Origin of the sequence: Streptomyces sp. NPDC051180 (assembly GCF_040689545.1) — a bacterium.
Classification (GTDB): Bacteria; Actinomycetota; Actinomycetes; order Streptomycetales; family Streptomycetaceae; genus Streptomyces.
This window is the reverse complement of record NZ_JBFBBC010000002.1, coordinates 589,086-606,817: the sequence shown is the minus strand read 5'-3', so window position 1 is coordinate 606,817 and position 17,732 is coordinate 589,086. Positions and strand designations below refer to the sequence as shown.

At 74.0% G+C, this 17,732-nt stretch carries 17 protein-coding genes; 9 read left to right on the top strand and 8 right to left on the bottom strand.

Going from position 1 to position 17,732, the window contains the following annotated elements:
- Positions 1 to 34: 34 nt before the first annotated feature.
- Entirely contained in the window at positions 35 to 580 is a 546-nt protein-coding gene (locus AB0424_RS06200; protein WP_366302577.1) for a hypothetical protein, read from the top strand.
- A 152-nt stretch (positions 581 to 732) separates the two neighbouring features.
- Here the strand turns inward: AB0424_RS06200 and AB0424_RS06195 are convergent, their stop codons facing one another.
- Positions 733 to 1,368: a TetR family transcriptional regulator gene (locus tag AB0424_RS06195; protein ID WP_366302576.1), complete on the bottom strand. Its 636-nt coding sequence runs from the start codon at positions 1,366 to 1,368 to the stop codon at positions 733 to 735.
- Between the two features lie 227 nt (positions 1,369 to 1,595).
- Between AB0424_RS06195 and AB0424_RS06190 the strand changes: the two genes are divergently transcribed.
- From AB0424_RS06190 to AB0424_RS06175, 4 genes are all read left to right on the top strand, one after another.
- The gene (locus AB0424_RS06190) at positions 1,596 to 2,915 is read left to right on the top strand and encodes a glycosyltransferase family 4 protein (protein WP_366302575.1); all 1,320 of its coding nucleotides are present in this window, start codon (positions 1,596 to 1,598) and stop codon (positions 2,913 to 2,915) included.
- 148 nt (positions 2,916 to 3,063) lie between these two features.
- Positions 3,064 to 3,810 (top strand): class I SAM-dependent methyltransferase, encoded by a 747-nt coding sequence (locus AB0424_RS06185; RefSeq protein ID WP_366302574.1) that lies wholly within the window; start codon positions 3,064 to 3,066, stop codon positions 3,808 to 3,810.
- Positions 3,807 to 4,898: a prenyltransferase gene (locus AB0424_RS06180; RefSeq protein ID WP_366302573.1), complete on the top strand. Its 1,092-nt coding sequence runs from the start codon at positions 3,807 to 3,809 to the stop codon at positions 4,896 to 4,898. Before AB0424_RS06185 ends, AB0424_RS06180 begins: the two co-directional genes overlap by 4 nt.
- Positions 4,899 to 5,044: 146 nt before the next feature.
- Positions 5,045 to 5,593, top strand: a complete 549-nt coding sequence (locus tag AB0424_RS06175) for a hypothetical protein (protein ID WP_366302572.1) — start codon at positions 5,045 to 5,047, stop codon at positions 5,591 to 5,593.
- A gap of 2 nt (positions 5,594 to 5,595) precedes the next feature.
- Here AB0424_RS06175 and AB0424_RS06170 read toward each other — a convergent pair whose 3' ends face one another.
- The 3 genes from AB0424_RS06170 to AB0424_RS06160 form a co-directional block, all read right to left on the bottom strand.
- Positions 5,596 to 6,606 (bottom strand): LLM class F420-dependent oxidoreductase, encoded by a 1,011-nt coding sequence (locus tag AB0424_RS06170; protein ID WP_366302571.1) that lies wholly within the window; start codon positions 6,604 to 6,606, stop codon positions 5,596 to 5,598.
- Positions 6,607 to 6,717: 111 nt separating this feature from the next.
- Entirely contained in the window at positions 6,718 to 7,560 is an 843-nt protein-coding gene (locus tag AB0424_RS06165; RefSeq protein ID WP_366302570.1) for a DUF5336 domain-containing protein, read from the bottom strand.
- A 108-nt stretch (positions 7,561 to 7,668) separates the two neighbouring features.
- On the bottom strand, positions 7,669 to 8,568 hold the full coding sequence (locus tag AB0424_RS06160; RefSeq protein ID WP_366302569.1) for an N-acetylmuramoyl-L-alanine amidase: 900 nt from the start codon (positions 8,566 to 8,568) through the stop codon (positions 7,669 to 7,671).
- Between the two features lie 477 nt (positions 8,569 to 9,045).
- On the opposite strand from AB0424_RS06160, the gene AB0424_RS06155 reads away from it, so the two are divergent.
- On the top strand, positions 9,046 to 10,653 hold the full coding sequence (locus tag AB0424_RS06155; RefSeq protein WP_366302568.1) for a hypothetical protein: 1,608 nt from the start codon (positions 9,046 to 9,048) through the stop codon (positions 10,651 to 10,653).
- Between the two features lie 61 nt (positions 10,654 to 10,714).
- Here AB0424_RS06155 and AB0424_RS06150 read toward each other — a convergent pair whose 3' ends face one another.
- Positions 10,715 to 11,347, bottom strand: coding sequence for a class I SAM-dependent methyltransferase (locus AB0424_RS06150; protein WP_366302567.1), 633 nt, complete (start codon positions 11,345 to 11,347; stop codon positions 10,715 to 10,717).
- A 311-nt stretch (positions 11,348 to 11,658) separates the two neighbouring features.
- On the opposite strand from AB0424_RS06150, the gene AB0424_RS06145 reads away from it, so the two are divergent.
- Entirely contained in the window at positions 11,659 to 12,114 is a 456-nt protein-coding gene (locus AB0424_RS06145) for a hypothetical protein (protein WP_366302566.1), read from the top strand.
- A 104-nt stretch (positions 12,115 to 12,218) separates the two neighbouring features.
- Here the strand turns inward: AB0424_RS06145 and AB0424_RS06140 are convergent, their stop codons facing one another.
- The 3 genes from AB0424_RS06140 to AB0424_RS06130 all read right to left on the bottom strand — a co-directional run bounded on the left by AB0424_RS06140 (position 12,219) and on the right by AB0424_RS06130 (position 14,129).
- Positions 12,219 to 12,629, bottom strand: coding sequence for a DUF4259 domain-containing protein (locus AB0424_RS06140; protein WP_366302565.1), 411 nt, complete (start codon positions 12,627 to 12,629; stop codon positions 12,219 to 12,221).
- Positions 12,630 to 12,726: 97 nt separating this feature from the next.
- Positions 12,727 to 13,152 carry a MarR family winged helix-turn-helix transcriptional regulator gene (locus AB0424_RS06135; protein WP_366302564.1) on the bottom strand — a complete coding sequence of 142 codons (426 nt, stop codon included), beginning with the start codon at positions 13,150 to 13,152 and terminating at the stop codon, positions 12,727 to 12,729.
- Between the two features lie 92 nt (positions 13,153 to 13,244).
- On the bottom strand, positions 13,245 to 14,129 hold the full coding sequence (locus tag AB0424_RS06130; protein WP_366302563.1) for an NmrA/HSCARG family protein: 885 nt from the start codon (positions 14,127 to 14,129) through the stop codon (positions 13,245 to 13,247).
- Between the two features lie 144 nt (positions 14,130 to 14,273).
- On the opposite strand from AB0424_RS06130, the gene AB0424_RS06125 reads away from it, so the two are divergent.
- Together AB0424_RS06125 and AB0424_RS06120 are read left to right on the top strand one after the other, a co-directional pair.
- Positions 14,274 to 16,469 carry an acyl-CoA dehydrogenase gene (locus AB0424_RS06125; RefSeq protein WP_366302562.1) on the top strand — a complete coding sequence of 732 codons (2,196 nt, stop codon included), beginning with the start codon at positions 14,274 to 14,276 and terminating at the stop codon, positions 16,467 to 16,469.
- A 13-nt stretch (positions 16,470 to 16,482) separates the two neighbouring features.
- Positions 16,483 to 17,691: a lipid-transfer protein gene (locus AB0424_RS06120; RefSeq protein WP_366302561.1), complete on the top strand. Its 1,209-nt coding sequence runs from the start codon at positions 16,483 to 16,485 to the stop codon at positions 17,689 to 17,691.
- The last annotated feature ends 41 nt before the right edge of the window (positions 17,692 to 17,732 follow it).

Below are 17,732 nucleotides of genomic sequence, written 5' to 3'. Positions count from 1 at the left end.
AACGGGCCTTCGTGCGTGCGTTTTCGGGAGTGCTGTGCGCAAGGCGATGGGAGCGGCCGCCGCGGCCGCCTGTGCGGTTCTGCTGGTCGCGGGCTGCGGGAGCGAGGGCGGGGCGGACAAGGGCGGTTCGGCGTCCGGCGGTTCGTCCTCGGCCGGTTCGTCCTCGACGGGCGGCTCGGGCGGTTCGGGTGGCGAGCGGCTGGACGGTGCCGCCGTCACCAAGGAGTTGACGGACGCGGCCACGGGGGCCGGCTTCACGCAGGACGCCTCGGGCGAGCAGGTGCCCGCCGAGGCCAAGGACTGCATGGTCAGCTGGACGGCCGACGCCGAGAAGGCCGCCGACCCGGCGAAGTCCTACGCGGACACGGTCGCGACGCTGACCAAGGGCGGCTGGACCGAGACGCGCAGCTCCGGCGCGGGCGGCTCGGTCATCAAGTCGCTGAAGAAGAGCAGTTGGCAGCTCCAGGCCAGCAACCACTCGGCGGGTCCGCTGAAGCTGGTCATGTTCGTGGCCGTCGACGGCGGCCCGGAGTGCGCCGCGGTCATCGCGGAGAACAACGCCAAGGCCCAGGGCTCCTGACCCCGTCCCGTCCGTGCTCCCGGCGGCCTGTCCGTCGGGGGCGCGGACGCGGGCCCGGCCTGAGGACCGCGGCCCACGCGGCCGCGCGTCGCGGGTCGTCGGTCTGCCGCGGGTCCGCAGCCACCTGCGGGGCGCCGGTCCGTCGCGGGGCGTCAGGCCCCCGCGGCCCCCGCGGGCGCCGGGGCCGTCAGGTCGATCAGTCGGCAGACCGTCTCGATGTCGATCTTCACCTGTGCGATCGAGGCACGCCCCGAGAGCCAGGTGATCAGCGCCGAGTGCCAGGTGTGCTCGATCACGCGGACCGCCGAGAGCTGGCTCGGCGTCGGGTGCTCGGTGCCCATGGCGTCCAGGATGATCGCCGTCGTCAGCCGGGAGACCGTGTCGACCTCGGGGCTCACGCTGCGGTCGGCGAAGGTCAGGGCCCGCACCATGGCGTCGGCCAGCTGCGGTTCGCGCTGGAGCGCGCGGAAGGCCCGCATCAGGGTCTCCGCGACCCGCTCGGCCGGGTCGGCGCCGGCGGGCGGCCGCTTCCGCAGCGTGGTGTGCATGTGCTGGAGCTGGTCCTGCATCGTCGCGACGAGCAGATGGATCTTGGACGGGAAGTAGCGGTAGAGCGTGCCCAGGGCCACGCCGGCCGCCTCGGCCACCTCCCGCATCTGCACGGCGTCGAAGCCGCCCCGCGCGGCGAGCTGGGCGCTGGCATTCAGGATGCGGCGGCGCCGCGCCTCCTGGCGCTCCGTGAGGGGCGGCGACGCGGGTCTGTGGTCCGCTCTGTTCTCTGCGGTCATGAGGTCCCGTTCCGTGCGGTGGGGAGCGACAGTATGGCGGCGTGGCCGCCGTGGCGCGAATCACCTGTTCCGGCTCTCACGGCGGAGCTACCTGCCGGTAGATTCTGTCCTCCTTGAAGGATCAAGAAGACAGCCAAGAAGATCCAGAACGATCAAGTCTGTAACTTGTTCTAGATTAGCGCGAGCGGTTACGCTCCGGCGAAACGCACGCTCGAAGGGGGTCGCGCATGACCGCTGAGGCCATAGAGGCAAGCCCCCGGCAGGGCGTCACCGCGGCCGGTGACGGACCGTTGCGGATCGCTCTCCTCACGTACAAGGGGAACCCCTTCTGCGGTGGTCAGGGCGTCTACGTCCGCCACCTCTCCCGTGAGCTCGCCCGCCTCGGCCACCAGGTCGAGGTCATCGGCTCCCAGCCGTACCCCACCCTCGACGAGGGGGTGCCGCTCACCGAGATCGCCAGCCTCGACCTCTACCGCTCGCCGGACCCGTTCCGCACGCCGAAGCGCGAGGAGTACCGGGACTGGATCGACGCGCTGGAGGTCGCCACCATGTGGACCGGGGGCTTCCCCGAGCCGCTGACCTTCTCGCTGCGGGCCCGGCGCATGCTCGCCGCCCGCCGCGGCGACTTCGACGTCGTCCACGACAACCAGACCCTGGGGTACGGACTCCTCGGCGGCCCCCGTGCCCTCGGCGCGCCGCTCGTCACCACGATCCACCACCCCATCACCGTCGACCGGCAGCTGGAGCTCGACGCCGCCGCCGACTGGAAGCGCCGGGCCTCCGTCCGCCGCTGGTACGCCTTCACCCGCATGCAGAAGCGGGTCGCCCGCCGGACCGAGTCGGTCCTGACCGTCTCCGGCACCTCGCGCCAGGAGATCGTCGAGCACCTCGGCGTCCGCGAGGACCGCATCCGGGTCGTCCACATCGGCGCCGACACCGACCTCTGGTCCCCGGACCCGGCCGTGGCCGAGGTCCCCGGCCGGATCGTGACCACCTCCAGCGCGGACGTCCCCCTCAAGGGCCTGATCCACCTGATCGAGGCGCTGGCCAAGCTCCGCACCGAGAACCCCGAGGCCCACCTCGTCGTCGTCGGCAAGCGCGCCGAGGCCGGCCCGGTCGCCCGGGCCATCGAGCGGTACGGCCTGGAAGGCGCCGTCGAGTTCGTCAAGGGCATCAGCGACGCCGAGCTCGTGGACCTGGTGCGCTCCGCCCAGGTGTCCTGCGTGCCCTCCCTGTACGAGGGGTTCTCGCTGCCCGCCGCCGAGGCCATGGCCACCGGCACCGCGCTGGTCGCCACCACCGGCGGCGCGATCCCCGAGGTCGCGGGTGCGGACGGCGAGACGTGTCTCGCGGTCCCGCCGGGGGACTCCGGTGCGCTGGCCGCCGCCCTGGGCCGGGTGCTGGGGGACGCGGAGCTCCGGGCGCGGCTCGGCGCCGCCGGCCGCGAGCGGGTGCTGTCCCGCTTCACCTGGGCGCGCGCCGCGCAGGGCACCGCCGAGCTGTACCGCGAGGCGGTCGCCCTTCAGGGGACCGGAGTCCGCCGGTGACCTCCGGCCGTCGCCGCCCGGCGCGGACCGGCGGCGGGGCCGTGCCCGCCCTCTCCCGGGCCCTCGGCGCCGCCGGAGCGGGAAGGACCCCCCTCGCCCCGCGGAACGCCTGCCCACCCCCACCTTCCCACCCCGAAAGCAGGACCTCGTGCTGACCGTCGACTTCACCCGCTTCCCGCTCGCCCCCGGCGACCGCGTGCTCGACCTGGGCTGCGGTGCGGGTCGGCACGCGTTCGAGTGCTACCGGCGCGGCGCGCAGGTGGTGGCCCTCGACCAGAACGCCGAGGAGATCCGCGAGGTCGCCAAGTGGTTCGCGGCGATGAAGGAGGCCGGGGAGGCCCCCGCCGGGGCGACCGCGACCGCGATGGAGGGCGACGCCCTCAACCTGCCCTTCCCCGACGAGTCCTTCGACATCGTCATCATCTCCGAGGTCATGGAGCACATCCCGGACGACAAGGGCGTGCTCGCCGAGATGGTCCGCGTGCTCAAGCCGGGCGGGCGGATCGCGATCACGGTGCCCCGCTACGGCCCCGAGAAGGTCTGCTGGGCGCTCTCCGACGCGTACCACGAGGTCGAGGGCGGCCACATCCGCATCTACAAGGCCGACGAGCTCCTCGCCAAGATCCGGCAGGCCGGCCTCAGGCCGTACGGCACCCACCACGCCCACGCGCTCCACTCGCCGTACTGGTGGCTGAAGTGCGCCTTCGGCGTGGACAACGACAAGGCGCTGCCGGTCCGCGCGTACCACAAGCTGCTGGTCTGGGACATCATGAAGAAGCCCGCCCTGACCCGGGTCGCCGAGCAGCTGCTCAACCCGGTCGTCGGCAAGAGCTTCGTGGCGTACGCGACCAAGCCCCACCTGCCCCAGGCCGACACCGCGGACGCGGCCAAGTGACGTCTCCCGAGCGGATCGCCGAGCACCTCGTCCTGCCCGGGGTGCTCACCGCCGAACAGGCCGCCGAGACCGTCGCCGGGATCCTGGCCGTGCAGCGCGAGGACGGCGCCATCCCGTGGTTCCGGGGCCACCACCTCGACCCGTGGGACCACACCGAGGCCGCCATGGCCCTGGACGCGGCCGGCGAGCACGCCGCCGCGGCCCGCGCCTACGAGTGGCTGGCCCGCCACCAGAACGGCGACGGCTCCTGGTACGCGGCGTACCACGACGGCGAGGCGGACCGGGTCACCGACCGGAACCGCGAGTCCAACTTCGTCGCGTACATCGCCGTCGGCGTCTGGCACCACCACCTGTGCACCGGCGACGACGCCTTCCTCGACCGCATGTGGCCGGTCGTCTACGCGGCCGTGGAGTTCGTCCTCGGTCTCCAGCAGCCAGGCGGCCAGATCGGCTGGAAGCGGGAGGACGACGGCACGGCGGTGGGCGACGCCCTGCTGACCGGCAGTTCGTCGATCCACCAGGCCCTGCGCTGCGCCCTCGCCATCGCCGAGGCGCGCGAGGAGCCGCAGCCGGACTGGGAGCTGGCGGCCGGCTCCCTCGGCCACGCGATCCGCAGCCACCCCGAGCGCTTCCTCGACAAGTCCCGCTACTCGATGGACTGGTACTACCCCGTCCTCGGCGGCGCGGTGACCGGACCCGAGGCGCAGGCCCGCATCGACGCCGACTGGGACACGTTCGTCGTGCCCGGCCTCGGCGTGCGCTGCGTCGTCCCGAACCCGTGGGTCACCGGCGGCGAGTCCTGCGAACTGGCCCTGACCCTGTGGGCGATGGGCGAGTCGGACCGGGCGCTGGCGATCCTCCAGGACATCGCGCACCTGCGCGCCGCCGACGGCATGTACTGGACGGGGTACGTCTTCGAGGGCGAGCAGGAGTCCGACAAGGCGTTCTGGCCCGAGGAGCGGACCAGTTGGACCGCCGGCTCCCTGCTGCTCGCGGTGGCGGCCCTCGGCGGCGAGGAGGCCACGGTCGCGGTCTTCGGCGGCGAACGCCTCCCGCAGGGCCTCGAACCGGACTGCTGCCGCTCCTGATCTCCGGCGCCTGAGGAGGTGCGTGTCCATGTGTGGCATGGGCACGCACACGGCGCGGGGTCGTGGAACCCGTTCGGAGCCACCCCGGTGGCGGGTCGGAGGGGGCCGGGAAAGGCTGGCGCCACAGTCCCCAGGGAGGTCGTGCCGTGCCCAGAACCGTTTCGCGTGGCGTCGTGGCGCTGCTGTTGTCCTGCACCCTGCTGCTGACCACCGCCGCCTGCGGCGGTGACGGGGACGCGCAGAGCACGAACGCCGCGGCGACCCCGTCGAGCACGAGCACCGTCGAGCAGCAGAAGCTCGCCAAGACCCGGTTCGTGGCCAACGCGGGCCTGGCGGCCGGGGCCGCGTACCAGTGGATCGTGAAGCCCTACCGCGCGGGGAAGTTCACGAAGGGGGCCGACGGCCGGACCCTCGCCCTGGTGAAGGCGGGCCTGGCGGGCGCGTTCACGTACAACCGGCTGAAGGCGGCCGTGAACAACGCCAAGGGCGACCCGCTGCTTTCGAAGGCCGTCGTGCCGCTGACGGCCGGGATCGACTCGCTGAAGGACCTCGGGACCAAGCTCCGCAAGGGCGAGGCGGGCGACGCGGACGTCGGCGCCTTCGAGAGCGTCATCAACAGCGTCAAGGACGCCGGCAAGAGCGCCGGCGCCGAGGTCGTCGACAAGGTGCCCAGCGCCTCGCAGCTGGGCGGCTGACGTCAGTCGGCGAGTTCCGCGAGCACCCGGAGGGTGGCGGGGTCCGGTGAGGTGACGAGCAGGTCCGTCACCGGCCCCCGCCGCCATGCGTCGAGCCGCTCGGCGATCCTGCGGCGCGGGCCGACGAGCGAGATCTCGTCGGCGAAGGCGTCCGGCACGGCGAGCACGGCCTCCTCGCGCCGGCCGGCCGAGAACAGCTCCTGGATGCGCCGGGCCTGCTTCTCGTACCCCATCCGCCCCATCAGGTCGGCGTGGAAGTTGCGCGCCGAGTGCCCCATGCCCCCGATGTAGAAGCCGAGCATCGCCTTGACCGGCAGCAGTCCGGCCGCGACGTCCTCGCACAGCTGCGCACGGACCATCGGGGCGACGAGGAAGCCGTCCGGGAGGTGCTCGGGGAGCGCGTACACCTCCGCCCAGCGGTCCGGCGTCCAGTAGAGCGGCAGCCAGCCGTCGGCGATCGTCAGGGTCTGCGCGATGTTCCGGGGCCCCTCGGCGCCGAGCAGGACGGGGAGGTCCGCGCGCAGCGGATGGGTGATCGGCTTGAGGGGCTTGCCGAGCCCGGTGCCGTCCTCGCCGGAGTACGGGTGGGAGTGGTGCCGTCCGTCGAGTCGCACCGGGCCCTCGCGGCGCAGGACCTGCCGGACCACGTCCACGTACTCCCGGGTCGCGGTCAGCGGCGAGCGGGGGAACGGCCGGCCGTACCAGCCCTCGACGACCTGCGGTCCGGACAGCCCGAGCCCCAGGAGCATCCGGCCGCCGGAGAGGTGGTCCAGGGTGAGCGCGTGCATGGCCGTCGTCGTCGGGGCGCGTGCGGCCATCTGCGCGACGGCCGTGCCCAGCCTGATCCGGCTGGTGTGCGCGGCGATCCAGGTCAGCGCGGTGAAGGCGTCCGAGCCCCATGCCTCCGCCGTCCACACGGAGGCGTAGCCGAGCCGCTCGGCCTCGCGGGCGAGTTCGAGGTGGGTGGGGGAGGGGCCGCGGCCCCAGTAGCCCAGGGTGAGTCCGAGTCGCATGCCCCGCAACCTTTCTGACGATCCGTCAGGTAGTGCGGGCACTGTACGGCAACGGCCCCCCGCCCGGAAGGGATTCCGGGCGGGGGGCCGTAGGTGCGGGCGTGAGCGCCGCTAGCCGCGCTGGATGCCGGTGGTGTCCTGCAGCACGCCGCGGCGGCCGTCCTGCGTCTGGGCCACCAGGGCCGCGCCGCGCTGCTCGACCGCCAGGTACCAGGTGCCGGGCGCCAGCTCGGCGATCGGCGCCTGCGAGCCGTCCTCCGCGTACAGCGGACGGGCGACCGGGACCGCGAACCAGAACGGGGCGAAGTCCGCGGCCGGCTGCGGGGCCTGGGCCTGCGGCTCCGGCTGCTGCGGGGCGTGCGGCTGCGGGGCGGCGGCCTGCGCGCCGAACGGGGCGCCGGCGCCGTGCGACGGGTCCTGAGGTCCGCCGTACTGCGGGTGCTGCGCGCCCGGGTAGCCGTAGCCGCCGGGAACGCCCTGCTGGCCCGGCTGGCCCGGCTGCATGCCGTACGGCTGCGGGGCCTGCGGACGCGGCGCGCCCATCAGCGGCGCCTTCAGGGCGGGCACCAGCGGACCGGCCACCGCGGCGCCGGCCGCGACCAGCGCGGCGATGAGGCCGAGGATGAGACCGGCGCCCGCGTCGACCTCGCCGAGGTCGATGACCGTCCAGAAGAGTGACCATGCGGTGATGATCGTTGCAGCGGCACCGAATTGGCCGAGGTCGAGGCCGACGACCTTCCGCGGCTGGGGCAGCGCACGGTTGAGCACGACCAGGGCGGCACCGATCACGCCCACCAAGTACACCCCGATGGCGTTACCCAGGGAGTCCCAGGCGTTCGGCGCGTCGATCGTGAGGCCCTTGTAGGAGATGTAGTCCAGGAACGAGGCGATGAACAGCACCACCGCTGCGCCGATCAGCACGCCATCGCCTCGGGTGAGGGAGCGGATATTCACGTAAGAGTCCTTCGTCGGTCGTCGTTCGTCGCGTCGGGGGGTGGCACTCGGGGCTTCACGGCACGGGGGCGGCCCCATCGTACGGAGCGAATCTATCGCCCGCCGGTTCTACCCCTTGAGGTAGGTCGCGATGCCGTCGGCCATCCCCTGTGCCGCCTTCTGTCGCCACGTCGACGACGTGAGCAGTCGTGCGTCCTTGGGATCACGCATATTGCCGCATTCGACGAAGACCTTGGGCACGGTTGAGAGATTGAGGCCGCCGAGGTCGGAGCGGACGTCCAACCCGGTACCTCCGCCGAGGTAGTTGGCGGGGGAGGTACCGGTCGCGCGGGCGAACGTGTCGGCGATGCGCTCGCCCAGCCGCCGGGAGGGCCCGACGATCGCGGCGGTGTCGGCCGCTCCGGCGCTCACCCGGGCGGGCAGGATCACATGGAAGCCGCGGTTGCCGACGGCGGAGCCGTCCGCGTGGACGGAGACGACGGCGTCGGCACGGGCGGCGTTGCCGATGCGGGCCCGCTCGTCGATGCACGGACCCCAGGGGCGGTCGCCGTCATGGGTCAGCACCACCTTGGCGCCGCGCGCGGTCAGCAGGTCCCGCAGCCGGTGGGAGACGTCGAGTGTGAACGACGCCTCGGTGTACCCGCCGTCGGTGGAGGTCCCCGTGGTGTCGCACTCCTTGCGAGTCGTCCCGATGTTCACCTTCTTGTTGATTTCCGTGGTGTGGCGGAAATTGCCCGAGTTGTGCCCCGGGTCGATCACGACGGTACGGCCGGCGAGCGACCGGCTCTGGGAGATCGGGAGCGGGGAGCGGCTCCGCGTCGGGACGGGGAGCGGCGGCCGGGACTGGGACGTCCGCAGGGCCTCCTGGGCGTCCGGGACGTCCTGCGCCTTTCCGGCGGACGGAGATGCCTGGGAGGCCCCGCATCCGGCGAGTGCGGCGCAGCAGCCCGCGGCGGCGAGGGCGAGGGCGAGAGTACGGCGGGCGGTGTTCCGGTGGTCGTACGGCACCCCGCGACTCTAGGGCCTGCGCGCGGCGAATGCCCGCAGCCCGTACGTCGCAGCTTCGTCACCGCTTCGCCGAACGGTGGACGCGTGTGCGCGGACCGTGAAGGGTAGGTGACAAGAGGCGACGGTGGGGTGTCACCGCGCAATGGCCCACGAGGGGGAACCGTGGTGGGGGAAGAACCGAACGACGCACGTCCCGAGCCGTCCGACCGGATTCCGGGCGACAGACCGTCAGACCCGCGCGTCCAGGCGGCCCCCGGGGTGCCGCAGCAGCCGACGGGCCCCGGAGGCGCCGAGCCGCCGTGGGCGGCCCCGACCCCGGCGAGGCCCGCTCCCGAGGCTCCCGCCCCGGCGCCGCCGGCCACGCCCACGCTCGCCTTAGGGCCGCAGCCCGCCTCCGGTGCCGGCGGAGCAGCCGACGCGGGGGCCGCGCCCCCGCCCGGTTCCGCGCCGGCGCCCGGCTGGGCGGGAGGCGGCGCCGTGCCGCCGCAGCCCGCGGCGCCGCCGGGGTTCGGCCCGCCGCCGGGACACGGATCCTTCGGCTACGGCCCGCCGTCCGGCCTCGGACCGCAGCCGCCCGCCCAGCCGCCCGGCGAGGCGAACGGGGCGCAGGCCGCCATGATCGGCCTCCTCAACCTCTCCTGCCTCGGCCTCGGCTACGTCCTGCTGCGCAACTGGGTCGGCGCCGCCGTCTGCTGGCTCGCCACCGTCGCCCTGCTCGTGCTCGCACTCCCCGCCGACGTCGACGGGGTGCCCGTCGGCGTCCTCGTCGGCTACGGCGTCTTCCTGCTCGCCGCGGCCGCCGACGGCGCCCGGCGCGGGCTCCGCGCCACGCTCCGGGTCGGCGCCTCCCTCCGGCGCCTCGCGCTGCCGCTCGCCGTCGTCCTCCTGGCCGTGCCCGCGGGCGGTTCGCTCGCGTACGGGGCCGCCCGCGACGAGGCGAGGGAGCAGGCGCTGCTCGACCGGCTCGCCGCGGCGGACGGGCTCGTCAAGTCCGCCGACGGCCTCGCCTTCGACAAGGCCGAGCCGACCTTCCGCAAGGCCCTCGCCACCTACCAGGACCTCGGCACCCGGCACGCGGGCTCCCGGGCCGGGAAGCTGGTGCCCGAACGGCTCGACGCCTACTACGCGACGGTCTCCGCCCCGTACGCGCAGAAGCGGTACTGCGAGGCCGTCCCGCCGTTGAAGCACCTGCGGGGGTTGCCCGGCACGGTCGACAAGGAACTCCTCGGCTCCCGGCCCGCCAAGACCGACGAGCCGCTCGCCGAGTCCCTCTACGAGTGCGGCACGGCGGCCCTCGGGGTGCGGACCGCCGACCCGACCGCCAGCGAGAGCCTCAACGAGCTCCTCGACACGTTCCCGAAGTCCGGCCAGGCCGCCCAGGTCGAACCGGCCGTCCGCGCGGCGATCAAGACCCGGACGACCGCCCTCGACGGCGGCTCCGCGCCCTGCGACACCACCGAGGAGCTCCGCGCGCTCGACTCCTCCCTCGACAACATGAAGGACCCCTCGCTCCAGGGCGCCGCGAAGGAGGCTGCCGACGCGGTCCAGAGGGGGCACTTCGCCTGCGGCACCTCCCAGTTCAAGGGCAAGGACTTCACGGCCGCGATCACGACCATGACCGAGTACGCCACGGCGTACCCGTCCAGCCCGCAGGCCGCGCACGCCCGCTCGATCGCCATCGCCGCCGAGATCGCCGACGAGGAGCCCGCCGCCGGCAAGAACCTGCCCCCGGCGGAGGTCCCCGGAGGCAGCCGGATGGTCATGGTGGTCAGCAACGACGGCCCCGGCGAGGTCGAGCTGCTCTACACCGGCCCGATGACCGGCAAGGTCACCCTCAAGGCATGCGGCACCTGCACCAAGTACCCGAGCCCGATCTTCTCCAACGACCAGAAGGTCAAAGCCTGCACCGGGCCGTCCTCGAAGTACCCCAAGGCGACCCTGCTGCTGCCCGCCGGCGACTACCACTTCCTCCAGAAGCGTGCGTCCACCGGCACCTCGACGTCCGGGGACACCAAGTCGAGCAAGGCCAAGATCGAACCCGGCTACAGCTACACCAACTGCCTCTACGTGACCTCCGGGTTCTGACCCGGCGCCACGCGTCCCGACCGGCGGCCGTCAACCCTCGCGGTGGCGGCCGCCGGCCCGCTCAGCCCAGCCGGCGGAGCACCCGCAGCGAGTCGGTGACCGAGATCTCCTCGAAGTCGCCCGATTCCAGGGCCCGCAGGTAGATCCGGTACGGGGCCTGGCCGCCGTCCTCGGGGTCGGGGAAGACGTCGTGGATGACCAGCACGCCGCCGGGTGCCACCTTGGGGGCCCAGCCCTCGTAGTCGTTCGTGGCGTGCTCGTCGGTGTGTCCGCCGTCGATGAAGACCAGGCCGAGCTGCCCGCCCCACACTTTCGCCACCTGCGGCGACCGGCCGACCACGGCCACCACGTGCTCCTCCAGGCCCGCCTTGCGCAGCGTCCGGCGGAACGTCGGCAGCGTGTCCATGAGACCCACCTCGGGGTCGACCACCGTCGGGTCGTGGTACTCCCAGCCGGGCTGCTGCTCCTCGCTGCCCCGGTGGTGGTCCACCGTCACCGCGACCGTCCCCGCCCGCCGCGCCACGTCGGCCAGCAGGATCGTCGACCGCCCGCAGTACGTCCCGACCTCCAGCAGCGGCAGCCCCAGCTCGGCCGCACCGGCGGCGGCCGCGTACAGCGCCAGCCCCTCCCCGACGGGCATGAAGCCCTTCGCGGCCTCGAAGGCGGCAAGGATCTCGGGCTCGGGCACGGACATGGCTGACTCCTACTGGCGGGTACGCGGATATCGAGCGCCCATCGTGCCCTACCGGCCGCACGTGAACCACAGGGGGAGACCCCGTCGCCCGGCACCCCACGGCCGTCCCGCGACGCCGATGGAGGCCCCGCCGCCTCACCCGGCCTTGCGGGCGCGCCGCCCGTCCGTGGAGGATTCCGTGGAACCGACGCCGCACGTGAGGGGAACGTCATGGGGAGCGACGCGAACCCGGTCGACGCGCAGCGGCGCCGACCCTCCTGCGGACCCGACGCGGGCGGCAACCGCGTCGAGGCCCGTACCGGCCGCTGACCATGGCGACCCTCATCGGGATGGCGATCCTCGCCGTCGTGCTGCCGGCCTGGGCGGGGATCACGTTCGTCGGGCTGGTGCGGGCGCGCCGGGGCGACGGTCTGCCGCCCCGGGCCCGTCCGCGCCGGACACCCGCGAAGAAGGCGGCGTGGATCGCGGGGCTCGCGTACCTCGCGGGCGGGGCACTGCACGTGTACGGCCTGTCGTACCTGCCGTTCCTCTTCCCCGGGGACGCGTGCTGGTTCGCGGCGGGGATGAAGACCTACCCGGACTCCAGCAATGCGCTGCCCGTGAGTCTGGTGTGCCGCGGGTTCGAGGTCGTGCCGTGGTGGGTCAACCCGGGGCTGCTCGTGCTGGGGGCGACCGCCGTGGCGGCGACCGTCACGAGCGTCGTTCTCGCGTGGCGCGGGCGGCCGCGGCCGCGGCGGGGGCGAGGCGCCGCCGCGGGCGCGCCGTGATCGACGCCGACCTCGCGGAACCCGCGGGCCGGCGCTCCTGATCCGGGGTCCGCGCCCACCGCTCCTCGGGCTCCGCTCCGAGTCCCCGCCCGTCGCCGGGTCGTTCAGCCTCCCGCGCCCGTCAGGACCGCCCGGAGCCTGCGCACCCCGGCCTTCCACTCCTCGCCGTCCGACTCCTCCCAGAGCTCCAGGAGTTCGGAGGGCTCGACCAGGATCCGGTCCAGGGCCCGGGCGGCCAGCGGGCGGGCCTCCGGCGGCAGTACGGGCAGCGGCTTCTTCGGGCCGTAGGAGGTGGTGACCGGATCGCCGCCCGGACACTGGGCCGCGACCAGGGCGGCCGACGCGATCGCCTCCACCGCGAGGTCCGCGTCGAGGTACTCCTCGCCCGTCGAGGTCACCTCGCGGAAGGCCGCGAGCAGTACTTCGGCCCGCTTCCCCTCGGGGGCCTCGTCCACGCGGTAGGAGAAGTCGGCCGCGGTGTCGTTGTCGAAGGGGCCGATGTCCCAGGTGCCCATGGCGTACTCGCTCTCTCGGTCACGTGCTCTGCTGTGCCGACAGCGTGGCAGCCGCCACTGACAACGGCCTTCGGGTCCTCCTGGCCGCCCGTGCCGTTCAGGGCCGGCCGGGCCCTTCGAGGTTCGCGATCATGCGCTCCAGGACGCGGACGGCGGTGCCGTACTCGTCCGTCGAGATGCCGTCGACGGACCTTCTGCGGAAGGCCGCGACGTGTGCGGCGACCTCGTCCAGACGGCGGGTGCCGTCGGGGGTGAGAGCGAGCCGCCCCGGGGCCGGGCGGGACGCCCAGCCGTCGGCGAGGACGGTGTCGACCGCGGCCGTCAGGACGGTGGGGCCGGCGTTGGCCGAGAGGGTCGACAGGACCTCGGCGTCCGTGGCCCCGTCACCGTCGCGGACGACGTTGAGGACCTGCCAGGCGACGCGGGTGAGTCCGAACTCCCCGAGCGTGCCGTCCATGACCCGGGTGAGTGCCTCGTCGGTGCGGTTGAGCAGGTAGCCGATGGGCTTGGACGTGGGCTCCATACGAGACTCTCCGTCGGTGGCGTCGGTGGCGTCGGTGGCGTCGGTGGCGTCGGTGGCGTCGGTGGCGTCGGTGGCGTCGGTGGCGTCGGTGGTCAGTGCGCGGCCGGTGCGGGTCCGGCCGCCAGTATCGTCGTCCAGTCCTGGGCCCGTGCCCAGTCGCCGAAATCCTGCCAGCCGACCCCGGGGAACTCGCGGCGCAGCCCGGTGACGTCGACGTCGAGTCCGGTCGTGGTGAAGTACGCGAACATGGCGGCCAGATCCGTGGACCGGGCGCGCACGAAGGCGAGCGGGACCTCCCGGTAGGAGACCGGGCGGCCGAGGGCGGCGGCGAGGACGGCGGTCATGCCACCCGGAGTGCGCTCGTCGGAGGCGATGTCGACGCGCCGCCCGGTGAAGTCGGCGCGGCGCCCGAGCGCGAGCGCCGCGAAGGCGCCTATGTCCCGGGAGGAGACGAGGGCGAGCGGCCGGTCGGCCGGCATCGGCCAGGCGAAGGTGCCCTCGCGCAGGCCGTCGGCGGTCCAGCCGCCGGCGTAGTTGTCCATGAACGCCGCGGGTCCGATCACCGTCCACGGGGTGCCCGAGGCGCGGAGGCGGTCCTCGACGGCGCGCTTGCTGTCGTAGTGCGGGATGCCGGTGTCACGGTCGGCGTGGGCGACGGAGGTGAGGACGACGTGTCCCAGGCGGGCGTCCGCCGCCGCGTCGACGAGCGCGGTGCCCTGGCGGACCTCGGCCTCGCCGCCGGCCTCGATGGCGGTGACGGCGAAGAGGGAGTCGGCGCCCGCGAGGGCGGAGTCGAGCGAGGGTCGGTCGTCGAAGTCCGCGTACCGCACCTCGGCCCCCAGGGCGCGCAGGGCGTCGGCGGCGGGGGAGTCGGGGCGGCGGGTGAGGGCGCGCACGCGGTGGCCGGCGGCGAGCAGGCTGCGGGCGGTGGCTCCGCCCTGGGCGCCGGTGGCCCCGGTGACGGCGACGGTGAGCATGGGATTCCCCGTTCATGGTGACTGTGCGACGAATTCTCTGCGCCACGCAGAAGACCTTACCGCCCATTCCCCTGCGTCATGCAGATTTTTCTCGTCTCGTTTCTGACCTTCCGTCAGATTGGAACGTGTTCTAGTCTGCGCCGCATGGGCATCGCCATCACGCACGAAGAGCGGGAGCTCGCCCGATCCGTCCGGGGCCTGCTCACCCGCGCCGTACCGCCCGAGGCGGTCCGCAAGCACCTGGACGTCCCCGACACCGCCACCGGCCGACCCGCGTACTGGGACACCGTCGCCGCACAGGGACTCCTCGGGCCGCACCTCCCCGAGGAGCACGGAGGCGGGGGCGGCGGACTCGGGGACCTGGCCGTCGTCGTCGAGGAGGCGGCGCGGGCGCTGCTGCCGGGCCCCTACCTGCCGTCCGTGCTCGCCGCCGAGATCCTCCACCGCGCCGGCCGGGAGGAGCGGGCCGGCGAGATCGCCCGCGGGGAGCGCGTCGCGGCCGTCGCCCTCGGCGGGACCGGCACCCTGACCGCCGTGCGCACGGCGGGCGGCCACCTCCTCGACGGCACCGCGCCGCCGGTCCTCGGCGGCGCCCAGGCGGATCTGATCGTCCTGCGGGCGGCCACCGCCGACGGCAGCGTCTGGCTCGCCGTGGACACCGACGGGCTCACCGTCCGGCCCCACGAGAGCGCCGACCCGACCCGCCCCACCGCCGAGGTCACCGCCCGCGCCGTCCACGTCCCCGCCGCGCGGGAACTCGCCCTCGGGGGCGCCTCGGACGGCGCCGCGTCCGCCACCGCTCTCGTCCACGACCTCGCCGCCGTCCTGTTCGCCGCCGACGCCTGCGGCACCGCCGCCCGCGCCGTCGACACGGCGGCCGAACACGCCCGTACCCGCGAACAGTTCGGCCGCCCCATCGGACGGTTCCAGGGCGTCAAACACCTCTGCGCAGACATGCTCGTCCGGCTCGAACAGGCCCGCGCCCTCACCTGGGACGCCGCCCGCGCCGCCGCCGCCCGCGACGAGGCCCTCCCGCTCACCGCCTCGCTCGCCGCCGCCACCGCCCTCGACGCCGCCTTCACCTGCGCCAAGGACTGCATCCAGGTCCTCGGCGGCACCGGCTTCACCTGGGAGCACGACGCCCATCTGCTGCTCCGGCGCGCCCTCGTGGCCCGCCAGCTCCTCGGCACCGGCGACGGGCACCGCCTCGCCGCCCTGCGGCACGCGGCCGCCGGCGTGCGGCGGGGCCTGCGCCTCGACCTGCCGCCCGAGGCCGACGCGTACCGGACGGCCGCCCGCGAGGCCGTCGCCCCCGCTGTCGGACTCGACCCGGCCGCGGCCCGGCGCGCCCTCGCGCCCACCGGCTACGCGGCCCCGCACCTCCCGGAGCCGTACGGCCTCGGCGCGGGCCCCGTGCAGCAGCTCGCCGTGCAGCGGGAGCTGGACGAGGCCGGGATCACCGTCGCCGGTCTGGGGATCGCCACCTGGGTCGTCCCCTCGCTCCTCGCCCACGGCACCCCGGAGCAGCAGGCCGAACACCTCGGCCCGACCCTGCGCGGCGAACGCCTCTGGTGCCAGCTCTTCTCCGAGCCCGGCGCCGGCTCCGACCTCGCCTCCCTGCGGACCCGCGCCGAACGCACGGAGGACGGCCGCTGGCGGATCAACGGCCAGAAGGTGTGGACGAGCGCCGCCCAGTGGGCCCACCACGGCATCCTGCTCGCCCGCACCGACCCCGCGGCCCCCAAGCACCGGGGCCTCACGTACTTCCTCGTCGACATGCGGAACACGCCGGGGATCGACGTCCGGCCGCTGAAGGAGATCACCGGGGACTCCCTCTTCAACGAGGTCTGGTTCGACGACGTGATCCTCCCGGCCGACGCCGTCGTCGGCGAGGTGGACGACGGCTGGCGCGTCGCCCGCAACACCCTCGGCAACGAGCGCGTCCACATGGCCGACCAGGTCGCCTTCGACACCGGCCTCGAAGCGCTCATCGAACGCGCCGCGGGACAGGACGGCTCCGTCCGCGCCCGGGTCGGGGCCCTGCTCGCCGAGGCCCACGCGCTCGCGTGCATCGGCCTGCGCACCACCCTCCTGCAGGTGTCCGGACTCGAACCGGGCGCGGGCGCCAGCGTCCGCAAGCTCGTCCAGACCCTCCACCAGCAGAAGGTCGCCGAACTCACCCTCGAACTCCTCGGACCCGAGGGCGCGGTGCGCGAGGGACCCGGCGAACGGGCCGTCCACGGACTGCTCATGTCCCGCTGCCTCACCATCGCGGGCGGCACCACACAGGTACAGCTCAATGTCGTCGCCGAGCGCCTGCTCGGCCTGCCGAGAGACTGAGGGGGACCCGAAGATGGGCAAGGCGTACGTCGTCGGTGTCGGGATGACGAAGTTCGAGAAGCCCGAGACCCGGGACTGGCAGTACTGGGACATGGTCCGGGAGGCCGGCACGGCGGCGCTCTCCGACGCCGGCGTCCCCTACGCGCGCGTGGAGCAGGCCGCCGTCGGCTACTGCTTCCAGGCGTCCACCGCCGGACAGCGCGCCGTGTACGAACTCGGCCTCACCGGCATCCCGGTCTACAACCTCAACAACAACTGCGCGACCGGCTCCACCGCCCTCATGACCGCGCGCCAGTTCGTCGAGGGCGGCGTCGCCGACTGCGTCCTCGCCGTCGGCTTCGAGAAGATGACCCGGGGCGCCCTCGGCGGCGGATCGGGCGCCGGCGACTTCAGCACCTCGCCCGTCGCCCGCCACTACGGGATCATGGCCGCCGCGCACGGCTTCGAGATGTCCCCGCCCACCGCCCAGATCTTCGGCAACGCGGCCCGCGAGCACATGGAGCGGTACGGCACCACGGAGGTCCAGCTCGCCGCCGTCGGCGCCAAGAACCACCGGCACTCGTCGAACAACCCCTACGCCCAGTTCCAGGACGTCTACACCGTCGACGAGATCCTCGCCGCGAAGACCGTCCACCGCCCGCTCACCAAGCTCCAGTGCTCGCCCACCTCCGACGGCGCCGCGGCCGCGCTCGTCGTCTCCGAGCGCTTCGTCGACACGCACGGGCTGCGGGGGCGGGCGGTGGAGATCGCCGGACAGGCCATGGCCACCGACACCGAGGAGTCCTTCGCCTCCGGCTCCTGCATCGACGCCGTCGGCCGCCCCGTGTCCCGCTCCGCCGCCCGCCGGGCGTACGAGGGCTCCGGGCTCGGCATCGAGGACGTCGACGTCGTCGAACTCCACGACTGCTTCTCCGTCAACGAGCTGCTCACCTACGAGGCGCTCGGCATGTGCGAGGAGGGCGCCTCCGGCAAACTCGTCGAGTCCGGCGCCACCACCTACGGCGGCCGCTGGGTCGTGAACCCCTCCGGCGGCCTCATCTCCAAGGGCCACCCCCTCGGCGCCACCGGCCTCGCCCAGACCGCCGAACTGGTCTGGCAACTCCGCGGCGAGGCCGGCGCCCGCCAGGTCCCCGGCGCCCGCGTCGGCCTCGCCCACAACATCGGCCTGGGCGGCGCCGCGGTCGTCACCCTCCTGCGGAGGGACGCCGACGGCGCCTCCTAGGTCTCGCCCAGGGCCTACGGGGCCGTGGGTGAGAATGCCCA

Bases quoted from the DNA above. Each gene is read 5' to 3' on its own strand.
- AB0424_RS06195 (WP_366302576.1), bottom strand. From the start codon at position 1,368: ATGACCGCAGAGAACAGAGCGGACCACAGACCCGCGTCGCCGCCCCTC.
- AB0424_RS06190 (WP_366302575.1), top strand. From the start codon at position 1,596: ATGACCGCTGAGGCCATAGAGGCAAGCCCCCGGCAGGGCGTCACCGCG.
- AB0424_RS06170 (WP_366302571.1), bottom strand. From the start codon at position 6,606: ATGCGACTCGGACTCACCCTGGGCTACTGGGGCCGCGGCCCCTCCCCC.
- AB0424_RS06150 (WP_366302567.1), bottom strand. From the start codon at position 11,347: ATGTCCGTGCCCGAGCCCGAGATCCTTGCCGCCTTCGAGGCCGCGAAG.
- AB0424_RS06145 (WP_366302566.1), top strand. From the start codon at position 11,659: ATGGCGACCCTCATCGGGATGGCGATCCTCGCCGTCGTGCTGCCGGCC.
- AB0424_RS06140 (WP_366302565.1), bottom strand. From the start codon at position 12,629: ATGGGCACCTGGGACATCGGCCCCTTCGACAACGACACCGCGGCCGAC.
- AB0424_RS06135 (WP_366302564.1), bottom strand. From the start codon at position 13,152: ATGGAGCCCACGTCCAAGCCCATCGGCTACCTGCTCAACCGCACCGAC.
- AB0424_RS06130 (WP_366302563.1), bottom strand. From the start codon at position 14,129: ATGCTCACCGTCGCCGTCACCGGGGCCACCGGCGCCCAGGGCGGAGCC.
- AB0424_RS06125 (WP_366302562.1), top strand. From the start codon at position 14,274: ATGGGCATCGCCATCACGCACGAAGAGCGGGAGCTCGCCCGATCCGTC.
- AB0424_RS06120 (WP_366302561.1), top strand. From the start codon at position 16,483: ATGGGCAAGGCGTACGTCGTCGGTGTCGGGATGACGAAGTTCGAGAAG.